The organism is Thermodesulfovibrionales bacterium (assembly GCA_026417875.1).
Classification (GTDB): Bacteria; Nitrospirota; Thermodesulfovibrionia; order Thermodesulfovibrionales; family CALJEL01; genus CALJEL01.
Map to the genome: position 1 here is coordinate 1 of JAOACK010000001.1, position 16,899 is coordinate 16,899.

The following is a 16,899-nucleotide window of genomic DNA, read 5'->3' on the forward strand; positions in this document are numbered from 1 at the left end:
CAATATGGGGTCTTACAAGCCATCCACCATTTGCCACAGCAGCATATGCCCTGAGGATCTGAAGAGGTGTAGTAGCAACCTCATAACCTATAGGTATTGCACCCATTGACTGTACTGACCATTTATCAGGAGGTCTCAGACTTCCCGAAGCCTCACCCGGGATATCTATACCTGTTTTTGAACCAAAGCCAAAGAGTCTTGCATAATGATAAAGCTTTTCAGCTCCAATTTTCTGGGCAATTTTTATTATACCCACATTGGATGATTTTTCTAATACCTCTTTAAAGGTGAGAAAACCTGCAGGATGGACATCCTCAATAACTTTAGAGCCTATCCTTATTTTTCCTCCCTGACAATCTATTTTTGTATCAGGAGTTAAAATTCCCTCTTCAAGGGCAGCAGCAGCTGTTACGAGTTTGAAGGTAGAGCCAGGCTCATAGCTGTCAGTTATTGCCCTATTTCTTCTTGCTGCAGGTTCATATTTGCTGAAATTATTAGGGTCATAGGAAGGTCTCACAGCCATTGAGAATATCTCGCCTGTAAAAGGATCCATCATGATGATAACTCCCCATTTTGCCTTCCAAGCTGAAAGTGCCTTTTCAAGGGATTTTTCTGAAATATACTGAAGTCCTTCATCTATTGTAAGGACAATATTATTACCTTTTGGTTCCTCAAGACCCTCTGAAAGATACCTACCATTTGCATCTCTTAGAAGGGATGCCCTCGTTAAAATGGACCTGAGCTGAGAATCATACATGAGCTCAATCCCTTCTAAACCTTTCTGGTCAATATTCACAAAGCCTATTACATGGGATGCAAGCTCCTTCTTTGGATAATATCTCTTTGGTTCTCTGATAAAACCTATTCCTTTCAGATTAAGTTTTTTTAATTTTTCGGTTTTTTCGGGATCTACACCCCTTTCTATCCACAAAAATCTCTGTTGAGAAGTTAACTTTGCTCTTATTAAATCTGGTCTTTTATCCAGAAATCTTGAAAGAACCATAGTGCATTTTTCAGGAGACTCTATCTCATGAGGTCTCAGGAATACAGATTCTGCATCAATATTCACAGCAAGCTCCCTTCCCCTTCTGTCAAGGATAAGCCCTCTTACAACCTCCTTTTTCTCCTTTTTATAATGTTGAACCTCTGCCCTTATCTTTAATCTTCCATGATTAATAATCATTAAATCAAAGAGCCTTAGCATTATGACAGCGAAGGCTCCAATGATAACTGTATTTAATATTACAGCCCTTCTTGTCATTATTTATTGAATAATAATTCATCCAGTCTTAGTGTACCCGAAACTGTCACCACCTCTACTGATTCATTCCGCTTTTTAAAGTGTATATACCGCCTATCAGGGATAGTAAGACCACGGCTGGATGCAATGGTTTCTATTCTTTTTACTGAAGAGAGAGTCGCACGCTCTGCAAGGAGTTCTTTCCTTACACTGAGGAGTTCAATTTTTGTCTCTTCTAGTTTCGCTATATTGTATTCGAGTGCCGTTATGGCTGATCTTAACCATATTACAGTAAAAAGACCACCTATAATAATAGCAATCAGTAGAATCCATTCATACCATTTTAACACATTCCTCGTCTTTGAATAAATCACAGTCTCTTTGCCCCCCTTAGTTTTGCACTCCTTGACGACGGATTAAGTCTTAATTCTTCAGATGAAGGAGTGACCGGCTTTTTTGTTAACAGTTCTGCCATTTCTCTTTTCACCCATTCTTTCATAGTATGCTTCACAATCCTGTCTTCAAGGGAATGATAGGATATAACACAGATTCTACCTCCTCTATTTAGGAATTCGAAAATAGAGGCAAGACCTTTTCTTATCTCATTGAGCTCATCATTAACCTCTATCCTTATTGCCTGGAAAGTCCTTGTTGCTGGATGAATCCTTCCTCTTTTTCCAAGTGTCTTTTCAATCAATTCTGCAAGCTCCTTAGGTGTATTTATTGGAGAGTCCTTTCTCTTTCTTATTATTGCTCTCACAATCCTTGCAGCCACCGGCTCCTCTCCGTATTCTTTTATGATCCTCATTAGTCTTTCCTCCGGATAGGTATTAACAACATCCCATGCTGTTATTCCACCTGACCTGTCCATCCTCATATCAAGCCTTGAATCTGAGGAAAAGCCAAAACCCCTTTCACCGCTCTTTAATTGATAAAGAGAAACACCGAGATCAAAGAGTGCTCCATCAATTCCGTTGATTCCCAGTGCCTCAATCTTCTTCGACAGTTCAGAAAATCTTGATTTAACAAATACAACATTTTTTGCCTTCAACCTCTCCATAGAAATCCTCAGGGCATCTTCATCCCTGTCTGCACATATAAGAAGACCCTCACCCTGAAGTTTTTCAAGTATAGCCATGGCATGCCCACCGGTACCAACTGTCGCATCAAGGAATACACCACCTTTTTGGGGAGCAAGCATAGCAAGAACTTCATCAAGGAGTACAGGTCTGTGATACTTAAATTCCTGATGGAAGGTCAATTTACCTCCATTTTTTACTGCATGGCTATTCTCTTTTTTTACAGCAATAATAGATTTGATCATATTCCAAGACCTGCCAGTCTCTCAATGGCACTCTGGATATTTATCTTTGATGGATCAACAACCTTATCCCATTCTGGTCTTGACCATATCTCAATCCTGTCAACCACGCCTACCACAACAACCTCGCCATCTATTCCAGCGTCTTCTCTGTAAGGAGCTGGGATAAGGAGCCTTCCCTGTTTGTCAAGCTCACATTCAACCGCAGAGGCGATGACTCTCCTCATAAAAAATCTTACCTCCTCATAACTTCTTGGAAGGTTCCTTACCTTTTCAAGAAGCCTCTGCCATTCCTCCTGAGGATAGAGATTAAGACATCTATCAAATGGTGCATTTGTTAAATAAAGCCGGGGTCCGTAATTAGAAGATATAATTTCTCTGAAGGAAGCAGGAATCATTAACCTGCCCTTCTCATCAATGGTGTAATAAAATTTTCCTGAAAAACTTGCCATATTTTTTTCCACTTTTTACCACATATTACCACAAATATAATAAAAATCATAAGCCTTGTCAAGAGAAAAATGAAGATAATTAATAAAGTTCAATATATAGAGGTTTTAAAAGGCTGGAATACTATATATAGTAAATTTTCTTAACCTTTTATAAAGACTCTTTTATCTCATAGATTTGCTTTCCATGATTTTCAATACCAGAAACAAGACTTCCTATTTTTCAAAAATTTATCCTGACCGTAAAATAAAAAGTAATTTTGTTACATCACCACTGCCTTTTGAGCTAAAAACAGCTCTGTTAATGGTGAGTTATTAGCTTCCTTCCATTATTATTGGCGTTTATAGCCGCACCTAGGTTAAATGCCGAGAAAGTAACGAACTTATTTTTGAAAAATCAATGCTAAAAATAAAAATTTAATGTCATAATAAAAATCGGCCTCTATTTGCTGGACTGCAGTGGAGGGAATAATTTTTTGTTTCTTTAATAAAGGCTTTTTCCAGGGTTTTAATATGCTTACCTGAACGATTGTAATAAAATCTCCTCTCAATTATAAAGGAAGGAAATTTTTTTAAATTCAGTTAAAGCATTGCTGTCAATAGTTTTAACTTTAAATAATTTTCCAAATTATGAACTGGCTGTTATTCAGCTAATTTATCTTTTAACTTTTAAAAACCTCTTATTCTCCATAAACCACTTTATGGTCCTGTCTATTCCTTCTTCAATGGAAACCTCAGGTGACCACCCAAGGAGTTCCTTTGCCCTGGTAATATCTGCCCATGTTGCCTTCATATCTGCTGGATGTACGGGCTTCCATTCTATCAGTGCCTTCTTACCGAGACCTTCTTCTATCAATCTTATAAGATAAAGCAATTCAACCGGCCTGTCACTACCAAGATTGAATATCTCATAACCCTCTACATCAAGACATCTGATTGTTCCCTCTGCAATGTCATCAATATATGTGAAGTCTCTCTGCTGTTTGCCATCACCGTAAACAGTTACTGGTCTTTCATTGTAGATGTTTTTTATGAATTTAAAATAGCTCATATCAGGTCTCCCTGCCGGTCCATAGACAGTGAAATATCTCGGAATTATCACATCAATTCCGTAAAGATAATGATAGGTGTAGCCGAGAAGCTCTGCTGCCTTTTTTGTTGCTCCATAGGGTGAAAGTGGACTGTCTGTAATGGCATCCTCTTTAAAGGGCATCCTCGCAAAACTGTAAAGGCTTGATGTAGAGGCAAGCAGGAATTTTTTAATTCCATACTCTCTTGCACATTCAAGGAGGTTCAGAGTTCCTTTTGTGTTTGTATCAAGATATATCCATGGATCTTCAAGGGATGCCCTGACCCCTGCCCGTGCTGCAAGATGAAGGATGGCATCAAATTTATTCGATTTAATAAGTCTCTTTAATGAGCCAAATTTGGCGACATCCATCTTATGAAATTTAAAATTCTTAAATTCTCTAAGTACCTTTATCCTCCATCTCTTAAGGGATGGATCATAATAGTCATTGAGATTGTCTATTCCTGTAACTCTATTGCCCCTTTGAAGGAGAAGTTCAGAGACCTTCCAGCCTATGAACCCTGCTGCACCAGTAACAAGATAATGCTTCATAAAACCTCCTCCATATTCTTGAGTCTTTCTATGGCCTCTCTTCCATGAGAACCCATGTCAATGGTAAAGTCATTCACATAAAGTCTTATATGCTTCATTATCACATCCTCTGAGAGTTCCTGACTGTGACTTTTAATGTAAGGAAGTACCTCTTTGAGATGTTCAAGACCATAAATAACTGAGTTATGAATCAGGGAATCTATCTTTTTAATTAAATCCTTGCCAAGAGATTTTTTAGCTATGAGACATCCAAGAGGAATGGGAAGGCCCGTATCCTTCTCCCACCACTCACCGAGGTCTATAAGCGACATAAGACCTGCTTTTTCATAGGTGAATCTTGACTCATGGATTATGATGCCTGCCTTTACATCACCCCTGCAGACAGAGGGAATAATTTTATCAAAGGTCATGAATTTCGGTATAAAGGAGAAAGAACCGTAATTTTTTTTAACATATGCCTTGAAGAGCAGATTTGCTGTTGTGAGTCTTCCTGGTATTGCTATTTCTGATCCCTGAAGCTCTCTTATTGAGCTCAGCTCTTTTGTAACAATAAGTGGTCCGCATCCCCTTCCTATTGCAGCACCGGAATTAAGAAGTTCATATTTATCCTTAACTTTAAGGTAGGCTGCAACAGATACCTTTGTTACGTCAAGGTCTCCAGAAATAGCCCTTTCATTTAAGGTCTCAACATCTTCAATGAATTCTTTAAAAATAATATCGCTTTCTATTTTTTTATTCACAAGGCCATAGAATATAAGAGTATCATTGGGGCAGGAAGAAAAGCCAATGGTAAGTTTCACTGATTTATCCCCATTGTTTCCCTTACAATTTTCATGGTCTCCTGGGCAATGAGCCTTGCCTTTTTTGAACCCTCTTCAGCTATATCTCTGAGGAGTTCGGGTCTTTCTGAGTAATACTTCCTCTTTTCCCATATTGGCTCAAGCATAAGGAATAGATTCTTAAGAAGTACGTGTTTGCATTCAATACAGCCAATCCCTGCAGTTCTGCATCCCTTTGCAACTTCTTCCTGCTCTTCCTTTGTGGAGAAAATCTTATGGAGCTGAAATACTGGTGAAAGCTCAGGATTACCTGGGTCATATCGCCTTTTTCTAGCAGGATCTGTAATCATGGTCATTATCTTCTGCCTTACTACATCAGGCGGATCAGAAAGGTATATGGCATTTCCATAACTCTTCGACATCTTTCTTCCATCTGTACCAGGAACCTTCGGAAACTCAGTAAGAAGGGGTTCTGGTTCAGGAAAGACCTCTTTGGTATAAAGAAAATTGAACCTTCTTGCTATCTCCCTTGTTATCTCGAGGTGGGGAATCTGGTCTATCCCAACAGGAACATACCTTGCTCTGTATATAAGTATATCTGCCGCCTGAAGCACTGGATAACCTAGAAAGCCATAGGTATCTAGGTCCCTGTCCTTTATCTCTTCTTTTTTTTCCTTATAAGTGGGAACCCTCTCAAGCCACCCAAGAGGTGTGATCATGCTTAGAAGCAAATGAAGTTCTGCATGTTCAAGGATCTTTGACTGGATAAAAATAACAGACCTTTCAGGATCTATACCTGTTGAAAGCCAGTTTATAATAAGGTCATCTGTGAACTCCTTTATAACAGAAGGATTCTGGTAATTTGATGTGAGGGCATGCCAGTCTGCCACAAAATAAAAACACTCATACCTGTCTTGAAGTTTCACCCAGTTTCTGAGCGCTCCCACAAGATTTCCGATATGAAGTCTTCCGCTTGGCTGCATTCCGCTTAAAACCCTTTCCATAGTCAATTATTATAAACTAAACCCTGAGAGGGAGGCAAAAGTTTCTGAATTTGTTGATACCTTGGAGGATTAATAATAATTTTATGCTGCCTTGCTCATAGAGCAAAATTTACCAATTTTGCTCCTCTGCGAGATTTTTTGACATTTTTTGATATAATATGACAGTTTTTGGCTTTTTTTTGTGTTCTTTTAAATATAAGTGATTGAATTTTAAGATAAAAATATTCTATATTCTGAGCATGTTTTTTGCTTAAGAATAATAAGAGTTTTTACCCTGGAGGATTATTATGTTTTTAAAAATTTTGAGTAATTATCTTTTTGCTTTCCTTTTGGCTTTATTTATATTTAGTGTCAAAGACCTTCCTGCTCAGGAATCTCCCATAGAGACAGATCAATCTTCCACAGAAAATAATTTGGTAAGTAAAATAAAGGACCCCTTAATAGTGCCTGATCAAAAGGATAAAGTTGAAAGAAAGCCCCTTGATGAGGAATTTTACGACCTGAAAACCCTGATACATGATTATGACTCAAATAATCTCGCCATAAGGGCTGTTGAACGCCATATAAATACCTTCACTACTAGACTGAGGGATAGATTTGCCATCTGGCTGTCCAGGGCTGGTATGTATATTGACATTATGAAAGAGATACTTGTTCAGAATGGTCTTCCGAAGGAACTGGTCTTTTTACCCCTTATTGAAAGTGGTTTTAACACTAATGCCTACTCAAGGGCAAGGGCTGTAGGACCATGGCAGTTCATAGCATCTACAGCGAGAAAATATGGCCTAACAATAAACTGGTGGATAGATGAAAGACGAGACCCCATAAAATCAACAGAAGCAGCAGCAAGGTATTTAAAAGACCTCTATGATATGTTTAATTCCTGGCATCTTGCAATGGCTGCCTATAATGCTGGTGAAGGTAAGGTAATGAGGGCATTAAGAAAAACCAGAACAGAAGACCACTGGACCCTTCTTCAGAAAAAGACTTATCTAAGAAGGGAAACAAGGGAATATGTACCGAAGTTCATTGCAGCCAGCCTTATTGCTCTTGAACCTGAAAAATATGGTTTTGAAGACATTGATTATCATGAGCCGGTGGAATTCACAGAGGTCGAGATAGAATCGCCTGTAGACCTTGAGATAATAGCTAAGGCTGCGGAGACCGATCTTCAGACTATAAGGCTGCTTAATCCTGAGCTAAAAAGGTGGTGCACTCCACCCGATCAGCCCACCTACATAATAAGAATACCGGCTGAGAAGAAGGAAATATTTCTTCAAAACCTTGAGAAAATTCCGAAGGAAAAGAGATATTCATACAGAATCCACAGGGTTAGAAAAGGAGAAACAGTATCAAAGATTGCAAAGAGATACGGAATACAGGAATCTGTCATATATGCCCTAAATCCAGAGATAAAGGGTTCTGACCTCAAACCGGAGAGAGAAATAAAAATTCCACCAGAGGGATTCAAACCCGATCCTGATGACCTTAAGAAAAAGAGAAGAACTTATAGAAAAAAGAATCCTTCAGCCTGAACTTGCTCTTTTAATTGCATCAAGTATCTCGGAGAGACTGAATGGCTTGGGTATGAAAAGGTCAGCACCAGCTTTAAGAAAATATTCCTTATTATGCCTTGCGCTTATGCCTATAATAAATACAGAAGGATTAATTTTGCGACAGTGGGCTGTTAATTCAATGCCATTGAGTCCTGGCATATCACAGTCAGTAATCAATATATCAAAAGGCTCTTTTTCCAGAAACCTCAGGCCAGAGAGGCCGTCCTGAGCGGTCCTTACACTGTATCCTGAAAGGCTAAGAAAATCCTTCAAGAGCATGAGTATACCATCATCATTTTCCACTAAAAGTATACGCTCTCTAACCTCAGAGGACATAATATCTTATACAACTAAAAGTTGTATAAAGTCAATAGATACAACTCTGGATTGATGGACTTAATGAGAGCAGTTCACATAATCTTCAGACTGAGGGTGAAAAATCAGCGAAATCTCATAGGAAGGCTGATAAAAAAGTACAGGCAGCAAAAGGGCCTTTCCCAGATGGCACTTGCTGAAAAGATAGGTGTATCCTATCAGCAAATACAGAAATATGAGTCAGGCAAAAACAGCATTACCGCTGAAAGACTCATCGCTATATCAGAGGCACTGGGAATACCTGTACATAAATTTTTTCCATCAGAAAAAGAAGTACTTTCTGAAGAAGAGTCACCATATGGTGTACTTTCAGAAGAGGAAATAAAACTTATTGAACACTTCAGGAATATAAAGGACAGAAATAAAAGAAAGGCGATATTTACAATATTAGAGGCGATAAAGGACTAGATATTCTTTAACACTGTTAGATAGGGTGATTGGGGAAATTCCTTTTTTAACTGCTCTATCCTGTTTTTTGCCTCATCATTTCTTTTAAGCTCTGTAAGAATCCTTGCAGATTCATAAAGGGCAAGGTCTTTGAAGGTGGAACCATTTTTGTAAAGCTCATCATAGACCCTTAAGGCCTCCTCATGGTGTCCTTTCTTCTTATAGACCATGGCCATCCTCTGATAACATAGTGGCATAAGATACTTATTGTCGCCGTATTTGTTTTTAAATTCCTGAAGTTGTTTCAGCGCCTCATCAAAAGCACCGGTTCTGTAATAAGCATCAATGATGTAAAGAAGTGTGACTGGATCAGGTCTTGCTTCGTAGGATTTTCTGAGTAGCTCAATAGCCTTTTTATAATCCTGAGGAGAAACTCCTGTCTGTATAAAAAAAATCCTGTACCCTTCGTAAAAAAGCCTTGATGCCCTTGAACTTGAATAAAAGGTATATAAAAGAAAAGCAGCCACCAGAAGAATCAATGTAAAGCTTATTATCAATATCTTTCTAAGGTCAGTAACCTTATCTTTAAGCCTTTCCCTGAATTTTTTTAAACCTGATGCGATTTCTTCCTCTGGCTCAGACTTTTTAACAATTTTTTTCTTAATGGGCTTTGGCATAATGCCTCCTCAATGCCTTTTCTACAATCTGCCTGGAATTTAAAAAAATAGAATTTATCCTTGTCTCCTCAATCCCTGCTCCTAAGAGTACTCTTATTGCCATATCCCTTGTTATTAAATCAGATGGTGCATGAGCATCTGTATTAATAACCAGAGGAATACCGAATCTCTGTGCCTCCCTTGCTATATAGCCGTTTGAAAGGCTATGACCCTTCCTCGAGGTTATCTCCAGGTATATACCCTTTTCCTTTGCAAACAATAAATCCTCTCTACTCATTATACCGGGATGTGCGAGTATGTCAACCTCTGCCTCAATGGCAGCTCTGTTTGTACCTTCATATACAGGTTCAACAAGAGTCTCACCGTGAACGAGTACTATCATTGCGCCCATTGACCTTAGCTCTTTCACCAGCGGTGGAATCAATGAAGGCGGCACATGTGTAATTTCAGCTCCTGCCAGCACATCTACGGAAACTCGATCGCTTAACTTTTTTACAACCTCAAGTAGTCTCGGAACAACTATATCAATATTTGAGTGGTCAACATGGTCAGTAATGGCAAGAGCTTCATATCCCAGATGTTCAGCCCTTCTTACCAGCTCGGCAGGTATGAGCTCGCCATCACTGAACACACTGTGAGTATGTAGATCTATCATGCTGTTAAGTTAACCTTTCAGGTATTGAAAAGTCAATATTATGTATATAATCTACTGCACTCCTTGCAATAGCTAAAAGATGAACCTCTTGAGCACCAGCCTTAAGTAATGCCCTTGCACATTCTGATGCAGTTGTCCCTGTTGTGATTACATCATCGATGAGAAGAATCCTTTTTCCTGAAAAGTTCTTTAGTGCTCTGAAGGCCCTTCTTAGATTCTTCAATCTCTCCTCTCTTTTAAGACCGATCTGCTGAGGCGTTGACTTTATCTTTATAAGACCATTAATTTCAAGAGGCAAAGAAAGTCTCCTGGAAATCTCCTTTGCTATCAGTGATGTATGATTGAATCCCCGGGTCTTTAATCTCTGACTGTCAGGAGGAACAGGCACTATTAAGTCAGACTCTGGAAGGGAAAGTTCCAGTAATAATTCAGAGAGTGGTTTTGCCAGCTTTCTTATGCCCGAATATTTTAGATGGGCTATTGCTTGTCTTAGTACTCCATCAAATAATCCATAGACAAAAGAATTCTTAAAATAAGGCCTATTTTTTATACAGTCACCACAAATTGAGGAGCCCTGCGGAAGAGGAATCGAGCAGACATTGCATCTATTTCCTATAAAAGGCTCAACCCCGTTCCAGCAGTCAATACAGAAGGGATAGAACTTATTTGAAGATTCACTATCACAAAGAGGACAGATAGAAGGGAAAAGGCCCTTTATGATACTGTCAAGAATCAATTTGCCATAAGATAGGCCTTGCATTTTCCACATCTCGGACCAAGCGAAACCTTATCTGCTGGTACTTTATTCTTGATCCCGCAGGAAGGACATATAATGATACGGAAATCTTCCAGCGCTGCTTCTTTTCTTTCTCCTAAATATCCCTCGTCTTCTAGATCATTGAGAAGAGTCCTGAAGGCATCATCCATTTCTAAAATTTCTATACCCATCCCGTTCTTTATCTCAGAGGCATAAATTGGCACCTTTATGGCTCTTCTGACCACTCCTTTAACAACAGATATCTTTCCATCAGAAAGGTGAAGTCTCACTATAACTGAAGTTCCGGGCGCAAGTGCGTTCTGCGTTCTTATAAATAAACCCTTTCTTGATACATCACTTGTAAGCCCTCTTCCGCTGAAACCACCACCCTCAAACTCAGCCTCAAGCCTCCTTACATATCTCTTTGCCGCTCTCTTTGACATTAAAAAACAGAACCCATCCTTATAAGTTCATCTCTCCTCTGGCCTGTGGAGATGAGAAGTACCGGAGCTCCAAGGAGCTCCTCTATTTTTTTTATATAAGATTTTGCACCCTGAGGTAATCTGGAGTATTCCCTGATACCTGTTGTCTTTTCCTTCCAGCCTTTCATCTCTATATAAACTGGTTCGGCTCTGGAAAATATCTTAAACTCCTTTGGCATCTCCTCGTATACCTTTCCTTCGTATTTATAAGCCGTGCATATCTTTATTGTATCAAGTTCATCAAGGATGTCAAGTTTTGTAAGCACAAGGCCTGTTATTCCGTTAACCCTCATTGAATGCCTGAGAACCACTGTATCAAGCCATCCGGTCCTTCTTGGTCTGCCTGTTGTTGCACCAAACTCACCACCCTTTGTCCTTAATAATTCTCCGATCTCATCCTTTAGTTCTGTTGGGAAAGGTCCCTCTCCAACCCTTGTAGTATAGGCCTTTACAACTCCCAAAACAGAGGTTATCTTTGTAGGACCAATTCCAGCTCCAACACAGGCACCACCAGCAACAGGGTTGCTTGATGTAACAAATGGATAGGTTCCGTGGTCAACATCAAGAAGGGTTCCCTGTGCTCCTTCAAGAAGGACTTTTTTCTCATTCTTTATGGCACTGTCTATAACAATCTCAGTGTCCGAGATATGGAGATAGATTTTCCGTGCATATTCCATATATTCATCATAAATCCTTTCACCATCAAGGGGCTTTAATCCATATCTTTCTTTCAGTATAAAGTTTACCTCTTCAAGATTCCTCTCAAGTTTTTCTCTGAATATATCAGGTTCAAGAAGATCCACGACCCTTATACCTATTCTCTGAGCCTTATGTGTATAGGCAGGTCCGATTCCTCTTCCTGTTGTCCCTATCTTTACCTTTGTGGTCCTCTCAGCCTCTGTGTCAAGAAGCACATGATAGGGCATTATAAGATGGGCATTCTTGCTTATCAGGAGATTATCCTCTACCTTAATGCCTCTTTTTCTTAAACCATCTATCTCATTAAGAAGGGCATCGGGTGCAATAACGACTCCATTTCCAATGATGCACAACTTGTCCTTATGAAGGATTCCAGAAGGTATCAGGTGAAGGATGAATTTTTCATTATTTATAACAACTGTATGGCCCGCATTGTGACCACCCTGGTATCTGACTATAAGCTCAGCCTCTTCAGAAAGGACATCAACTATCTTTCCTTTTCCCTCATCACCCCACTGCGTACCAACCACCACAACAACAGACATTGCATTTAACCTCAGAATTCAGTATTTGCTCAGGGCAGTCTGAGCAATTTTACGGAGATTATATTTGGTAGTCTCTTAATCTCATCAAGGATGGCATCAGAGACCTCTGAATCAATATTTACAACTGATATGGCAAGACCTCCCGCAGTCTCTCTTCCAAAATGCATTCTTCCAATATTGATATTATTCCTTCCGAGAACCGTACCTATGTTGCCGATAACACCTGGCCTGTCGTAATTGTACATCAGAAGCATTATTCCTTCTGGCACTATCTCTACAGGGAAGCGGTCAATATGAACTATCCTTGGAGATTTCCTGCTGAATAGAGTGCCCGAAATAAGGAGCTCTTTCTGGGGAGATTTCACCCTGAGGGATAGAAGGGTACTGTAATCACCTGCCTCTTTTGCCTTTGTCTCTTTTACATCAATACCCCTTTCTTTTGCAATTATAGGTGCATTAACAAAATTAACCGTCTCCTGAAGAAGAGGTGTTAGAAGACCCTTTATGGCAGCAATTGTAACAGGTGCTGTATTTATAGCTGCAGCCTCACCCCTGTATTCCACAGTAACCTCTGTTATTCCGCCCTCAAATAGATGGGATGCAAAGAGCCCTATCCTTTCAGCAAGATCTATATAGGGCTGTAGTATGGGCACCTGATCAGGAGGTATAGATGGAAAGTTAACTGCATGTCTTATTACGCCATGAACAAGATAATCGACTACCTGCTCAGCTATTGCAATTGCTACATTCTCCTGTGCCTCAATTGTTGCAGCTCCAAGATGGGGTGTACAGACAACATTTGGATGTTTTACAAGGGGATGGTCTGGAGGTGTTGGCTCCTCCTCAAAAACATCAAGTGCTGCTCCTGCAACCTTACCGGTCTCAAGTGCCTCGAGCAGGTCTTTCTCATTTACTATACCACCCCTGGCACAGTTTATAATTCTCACACCATCCTTCATCATAGCTATTGTGTTTTTATTAATCAGATTCTTTGTCTCAGATGTAAGGGGTGTGTGAATAGTTATAAAATCAGAATTCCTGAAAAGCTCGGATAAATCAACCTTTTTAACACCAAGCTCTGCCGCCTTCTCATCACTGAGGAAGGGATCATAGGCAATTACATTCATACCAAGACAGAGACAGCGCCTGGCAACCTGGGAACCAATATTTCCTATTCCAATTACACCTATGGTCTTTTTATAAAGCTCCACACCCATGAATTTCTTCTTTTCCCATTTACCTGCCTTCATTGAAGAATCTGCCTGGGGTATCTGCCTTGCTACAGCAAATAGAAGTGCAATAGTATGTTCAGCTGTTGTGATGGTATTTCCTCCCGGAGTATTCATTACAACAATACCCTTTTTTGTAGCTGCAGTCTTATCTACATTGTCAAGACCTGAGCCTGCCCTTCCGATTACCTTGAGTTTAGTAGCTGCCTCTATAATATCTGCAGTAACCTTTGTAGCAGACCTTATAATCAGACCATCATATTCCTTGATAACAGCCTTGAGTTCCTCTGGCTTCATGCCTGAACGGACATCAACCTCAAGCCCTGCATTCTTAAGTATCTCTATCCCCTGTTTTGAAAGGTCATCACTTATGAGAACCTTCATCTACTCCTCCATTAAAATTTCTTCAGCAACACCGACACCTGTGCCGAGCTTTATATTATATCCCATAGATTTAAGAACCATCTCAACACCGCTTACTGCAGTAATAACATCAAAGGTATCGGCGTATCCAAGATGAGCTATCCTGAATATCTTACCCTTCAGCTTATCCTGACCACCAGCACCTGTAATACCATATTTTTCTCTCAGATTTTTATATATTGCCTGGCCATCTAAACCAGGCGGTGCCTCTATTGCTGTGACTGAATTACTTGGAGAATCCTTTGCAAAGAGTTTAAGACCTATAGCCTCCATAGCCTTTCTTGTTGCATGAGCAAGTCTTGCATGCCTTTTAAAGACATTCTCAAGACCCTCCTGTTTAAGAAGTCTCAGGCTTTCGTTGAGACCTATTATAAGGGTAACGGCTGAAGTAAAATTTGTCTGGTTCTTCTGCAGATTTTCTCTTTCTTTCTTAAAATTAAAATAAAATCTTGGCATCTTTGAAGACTCTGCCCTCTTCCATGCCTTTTCAGATACACTTACAAATGCAAGACCTGGAGGAAGCATGAGACCTTTCTGAGAGCCTGCTACATGGACATCTATTCCCAGTTCATCAGTTTTTATATCATGGGCAACCAGGGCACTAATAGAATCCACTATAAAAAGAACCTCTGGATAATTTTTAAGAACCCTGGCAATACCCTCTATATCATGATAAACACCTGTAGAGGTCTCACAGGATTGTATAAAGAGCCCTTTTGCATCGGGAACCTTTTTCAGTGCTTCTTCAACCTGCTCCGGCTTAACAGAATAACCCCATTCGACCATTATCTCATGAACATTCAGTCCGTAGGCCTGACAGATCTTTGTCCACCTTTCACCAAATTTGCCACCATTTACAACTATAACTTTATCTCCAGGATTAAAGAAATTATTAACAGCACCTACCATCCCGCCGGTACCTGTTGAACACAGGATAAGGACATCATTCTTTGTCTGGAAAATCCATTTGAGACCGTTTTTTGCCTCATCCAGAACAGGAATAAAATCAGGTGCCCTGTGATGTATTATGGGCATTGCCATTTTCAGTAATACCTCTGGTGGAACAGGTGTTGGACCTGGTGCAAGAAGATACTTCTTAATAGGCATTTTTTCCTCCTTTCTCTTTTTTAGGTTTTATTATAAATTAGAATTGTAAAAACTGTAAAGAAGGTAAGTACTGGTTTCTCTCAGAAGAACAATATTTCCGTTCTGGTTTAGTCCGGGATAGCTTTACTCAACCAGAATGTGTGATTAAAAACACATGTTTTAAGCTTATTACTGAAAAACAAGTGGTTACAGCATATCACTTAAGACGAATGATCTAATAAAAAAATTTTATTTGACAGTAGCAGGTCCAGGGAGTAATATTAAAAAGGCGATGGAGTGCGCCTTTAACCGCCCCTGAGTTTCAAGGGCTGATAACTCCTACTCTCAATATACGAGGGCAGGAGTTTTTTATTTGCCTGTTGAGGCTTGAGAAATAAAAACTCATTACATATAAATCATCACGCATTGAGCAGAGGTATGAACTTATGTATGAGGTCTGGACATTGGCATCACTCTGGATAGGGCTTGCCCTCATCGCAGCGCTTCTAAGTGCCTGGCTGAGGATTGCTACTGCTTTATCTGAGATAATGGTTGGAACACTGGCCCAGCTTCTTGTTACAGGTGCACTTGGTCTGAGCCTCAACGCAAATGAACCATGGATAAAATTCCTTGCAGGTGCTGGAGCAATAATACTTACTTTTCTCGCAGGTGCAGAGATTGATCCTGATGTCTTCAGAGTGAAATGGAAGGAGGCAACGGTGATAGGTCTTGTGGCCTTCTTTGCTCCCTTTCTTGGCTGCACTGCCTTCGCCTATTATCTCCTTGGATGGACTGTAAAGGCAAGCTGGCTTACAGGAGTAGCCCTATCAACCACATCTGTTGCAGTTGTATATGCAGTGATGCTCGAGCTAGGCCTGAATAAGACAGAATTCGGAAAGGTCATACTTGCAGCCTGTTTTATCAATGACCTCGGAACAGTCCTTGCCCTTGGTCTTATATTCTCACCATTTACGGTGAAGACTGCTGTATTTGTAATTGTAAGCCTGACCGTCTTTATCCTTCTTCCTCATATCACTCCTAGATTTTTCCATAGATTTGGTGGAAGACCTTCAGAGATAGAGGCTAAGTATCTTCTGCTTGTGCTCTTTGGTCTTGGTGCAATTGCTGTGTGGTCTGAGAGTGAGGCCGTGCTTCCAGCCTACATAATCGGCATGATACTTGCCGGCACTGTTGGCAGGGACCATGGCCTCATAAGAAGACTGAGGACAATGACATTCGGACTTCTTACACCCTTTTACTTTATAAGGGCAGGCTCTTTTGTATCCATTGCATCAATAATGGCTGCACCCCTTATGCTTCTTATCCTTTTTATGTCCAAGATGATAACAAAGTTCCTTGGCGTATATCCTATTACAAAGGCATTCAGATATGCCCAGAAGGAAGGAATGTTCACAACCCTTCTGATGTCAACAGGCCTTACCTTTGGTTCAATCTCTGCCCTTTTTGGATTCACCCACGGGATAATTGACCAGCAACAGTATTCCCTTCTTATTGCCGCAATAATAGGAAGTGCAGTTATACCCACATTGATAGCAAATACCTTCTTTATACCCCATTATCTATTGCCGAAAAAGCGGGAGGAATAGAAGTGAA

Annotated in this window: 18 protein-coding genes and 1 riboswitch; of the genes, 3 read left to right on the forward strand and 15 right to left on the reverse strand. The window is 40.0% G+C overall.

Annotation, left to right across the window (positions count from 1 at the left end):
• The 7 genes from N2257_00005 to trpS form a co-directional block, all read right to left on the reverse strand.
• Nucleotides 1–1,261 (reverse strand): penicillin-binding protein 2 (locus tag N2257_00005; protein MCX7792777.1); only part of this gene is annotated, 1,261 nt, incomplete at its 3' end.
• Nucleotides 1,261–1,614, reverse strand: coding sequence for a hypothetical protein (locus tag N2257_00010; protein MCX7792778.1), 354 nt, complete (start codon nt 1,612–1,614; stop codon nt 1,261–1,263). The genes N2257_00010 and N2257_00005, both read right to left, overlap by 1 nt.
• On the reverse strand, nt 1,611–2,564 hold the full coding sequence (rsmH, locus tag N2257_00015) for a 16S rRNA (cytosine(1402)-N(4))-methyltransferase RsmH (GenBank protein ID MCX7792779.1): 954 nt from the start codon (nt 2,562–2,564) through the stop codon (nt 1,611–1,613). The genes N2257_00010 and rsmH overlap by 4 nt, the downstream gene beginning before the upstream one ends.
• On the reverse strand, nt 2,561–3,013 hold the full coding sequence (gene mraZ, locus N2257_00020) for a division/cell wall cluster transcriptional repressor MraZ (GenBank protein MCX7792780.1): 453 nt from the start codon (nt 3,011–3,013) through the stop codon (nt 2,561–2,563). The genes rsmH and mraZ overlap by 4 nt, the downstream gene beginning before the upstream one ends.
• A gap of 652 nt (nt 3,014–3,665) precedes the next feature.
• On the reverse strand, nt 3,666–4,631 hold the full coding sequence (locus tag N2257_00025) for a GDP-mannose 4,6-dehydratase (GenBank protein MCX7792781.1): 966 nt from the start codon (nt 4,629–4,631) through the stop codon (nt 3,666–3,668).
• On the reverse strand, nt 4,628–5,431 hold the full coding sequence (locus N2257_00030) for a 1,4-dihydroxy-6-naphthoate synthase (GenBank protein MCX7792782.1): 804 nt from the start codon (nt 5,429–5,431) through the stop codon (nt 4,628–4,630). The genes N2257_00025 and N2257_00030 overlap by 4 nt, the downstream gene beginning before the upstream one ends.
• On the reverse strand, nt 5,428–6,414 hold the full coding sequence (trpS, locus tag N2257_00035; protein ID MCX7792783.1) for a tryptophan--tRNA ligase: 987 nt from the start codon (nt 6,412–6,414) through the stop codon (nt 5,428–5,430). Before trpS ends, N2257_00030 begins: the two co-directional genes overlap by 4 nt.
• 287 nt (nt 6,415–6,701) lie before the next feature.
• Between trpS and N2257_00040 the strand changes: the two genes are divergently transcribed.
• Nucleotides 6,702–7,949, forward strand: a complete 1,248-nt coding sequence (locus N2257_00040) for a transglycosylase SLT domain-containing protein (protein ID MCX7792784.1) — start codon at nt 6,702–6,704, stop codon at nt 7,947–7,949.
• Here N2257_00040 and N2257_00045 read toward each other — a convergent pair.
• Complete coding sequence (locus tag N2257_00045; protein MCX7792785.1) at nt 7,941–8,306, reverse strand: response regulator; 366 nt, start codon at nt 8,304–8,306, stop codon at nt 7,941–7,943. The two genes, N2257_00040 and N2257_00045, sit on opposite strands and share 9 nt — an antisense overlap.
• Nucleotides 8,307–8,369: 63 nt before the next feature.
• On the opposite strand from N2257_00045, the gene N2257_00050 reads away from it, so the two are divergent.
• Entirely contained in the window at nt 8,370–8,753 is a 384-nt protein-coding gene (locus tag N2257_00050; protein ID MCX7792786.1) for a helix-turn-helix domain-containing protein, read from the forward strand.
• Here N2257_00050 and N2257_00055 read toward each other — a convergent pair.
• From N2257_00055 to N2257_00085, 7 genes are read right to left on the reverse strand one after another with little or no spacing between them, the layout of a single operon-like run.
• On the reverse strand, nt 8,750–9,409 hold the full coding sequence (locus N2257_00055; GenBank protein MCX7792787.1) for a tetratricopeptide repeat protein: 660 nt from the start codon (nt 9,407–9,409) through the stop codon (nt 8,750–8,752). The two genes, N2257_00050 and N2257_00055, sit on opposite strands and share 4 nt — an antisense overlap.
• Nucleotides 9,393–10,064 (reverse strand): histidinol phosphate phosphatase domain-containing protein, encoded by a 672-nt coding sequence (locus tag N2257_00060; GenBank protein MCX7792788.1) that lies wholly within the window; start codon nt 10,062–10,064, stop codon nt 9,393–9,395. Before N2257_00060 ends, N2257_00055 begins: the two co-directional genes overlap by 17 nt.
• Before the next feature lie 4 nt (nt 10,065–10,068).
• Complete coding sequence (locus tag N2257_00065; protein MCX7792789.1) at nt 10,069–10,824, reverse strand: ComF family protein; 756 nt, start codon at nt 10,822–10,824, stop codon at nt 10,069–10,071.
• Nucleotides 10,797–11,264 carry a PilZ domain-containing protein gene (locus tag N2257_00070; GenBank protein MCX7792790.1) on the reverse strand — a complete coding sequence of 156 codons (468 nt, stop codon included), beginning with the start codon at nt 11,262–11,264 and terminating at the stop codon, nt 10,797–10,799. The genes N2257_00065 and N2257_00070 overlap by 28 nt, the downstream gene beginning before the upstream one ends.
• On the reverse strand, nt 11,264–12,547 hold the full coding sequence (locus N2257_00075; protein ID MCX7792791.1) for an adenylosuccinate synthase: 1,284 nt from the start codon (nt 12,545–12,547) through the stop codon (nt 11,264–11,266). The genes N2257_00070 and N2257_00075 overlap by 1 nt, the downstream gene beginning before the upstream one ends.
• A 29-nt stretch (nt 12,548–12,576) precedes the next feature.
• Nucleotides 12,577–14,160, reverse strand: a complete 1,584-nt coding sequence (gene serA / locus N2257_00080) for a phosphoglycerate dehydrogenase (GenBank protein MCX7792792.1) — start codon at nt 14,158–14,160, stop codon at nt 12,577–12,579.
• Nucleotides 14,161–15,306 (reverse strand): alanine--glyoxylate aminotransferase family protein, encoded by a 1,146-nt coding sequence (locus N2257_00085; GenBank protein ID MCX7792793.1) that lies wholly within the window; start codon nt 15,304–15,306, stop codon nt 14,161–14,163.
• Nucleotides 15,307–15,564: 258 nt separating this feature from the next.
• Nucleotides 15,565–15,634, forward strand: a riboswitch (Fluoride riboswitch).
• A gap of 115 nt (nt 15,635–15,749) precedes the next feature.
• Between N2257_00085 and N2257_00090 the strand changes: the two genes are divergently transcribed.
• On the forward strand, nt 15,750–16,892 hold the full coding sequence (locus N2257_00090; GenBank protein MCX7792794.1) for a cation:proton antiporter: 1,143 nt from the start codon (nt 15,750–15,752) through the stop codon (nt 16,890–16,892).
• The last annotated feature ends 7 nt before the right edge of the window (nt 16,893–16,899 follow it).

Excerpts from the sequence above, each read along its gene's own strand:
- serA (MCX7792792.1), bottom strand. The coding sequence starts at position 14,160 with ATGAAGGTTCTCATAAGTGATGACCTTTCAAAACAGGGGATAGAGATA.
- N2257_00045 (MCX7792785.1), bottom strand. The coding sequence starts at position 8,306 with ATGTCCTCTGAGGTTAGAGAGCGTATACTTTTAGTGGAAAATGATGAT.
- N2257_00070 (MCX7792790.1), bottom strand. The coding sequence starts at position 11,264 with ATGTCAAAGAGAGCGGCAAAGAGATATGTAAGGAGGCTTGAGGCTGAG.
- N2257_00075 (MCX7792791.1), bottom strand. The coding sequence starts at position 12,547 with ATGTCTGTTGTTGTGGTGGTTGGTACGCAGTGGGGTGATGAGGGAAAA.
- N2257_00050 (MCX7792786.1), top strand. The coding sequence starts at position 8,370 with ATGAGAGCAGTTCACATAATCTTCAGACTGAGGGTGAAAAATCAGCGA.
- mraZ (MCX7792780.1), bottom strand. The coding sequence starts at position 3,013 with ATGGCAAGTTTTTCAGGAAAATTTTATTACACCATTGATGAGAAGGGC.
- trpS (MCX7792783.1), bottom strand. The coding sequence starts at position 6,414 with ATGGAAAGGGTTTTAAGCGGAATGCAGCCAAGCGGAAGACTTCATATC.
- N2257_00065 (MCX7792789.1), bottom strand. The coding sequence starts at position 10,824 with ATGCAAGGCCTATCTTATGGCAAATTGATTCTTGACAGTATCATAAAG.
- N2257_00040 (MCX7792784.1), top strand. The coding sequence starts at position 6,702 with ATGTTTTTAAAAATTTTGAGTAATTATCTTTTTGCTTTCCTTTTGGCT.
- N2257_00055 (MCX7792787.1), bottom strand. The coding sequence starts at position 9,409 with ATGCCAAAGCCCATTAAGAAAAAAATTGTTAAAAAGTCTGAGCCAGAG.
- rsmH (MCX7792779.1), bottom strand. The coding sequence starts at position 2,564 with ATGATCAAATCTATTATTGCTGTAAAAAAAGAGAATAGCCATGCAGTA.
- N2257_00025 (MCX7792781.1), bottom strand. The coding sequence starts at position 4,631 with ATGAAGCATTATCTTGTTACTGGTGCAGCAGGGTTCATAGGCTGGAAG.
- N2257_00085 (MCX7792793.1), bottom strand. The coding sequence starts at position 15,306 with ATGCCTATTAAGAAGTATCTTCTTGCACCAGGTCCAACACCTGTTCCA.
- N2257_00060 (MCX7792788.1), bottom strand. The coding sequence starts at position 10,064 with ATGATAGATCTACATACTCACAGTGTGTTCAGTGATGGCGAGCTCATA.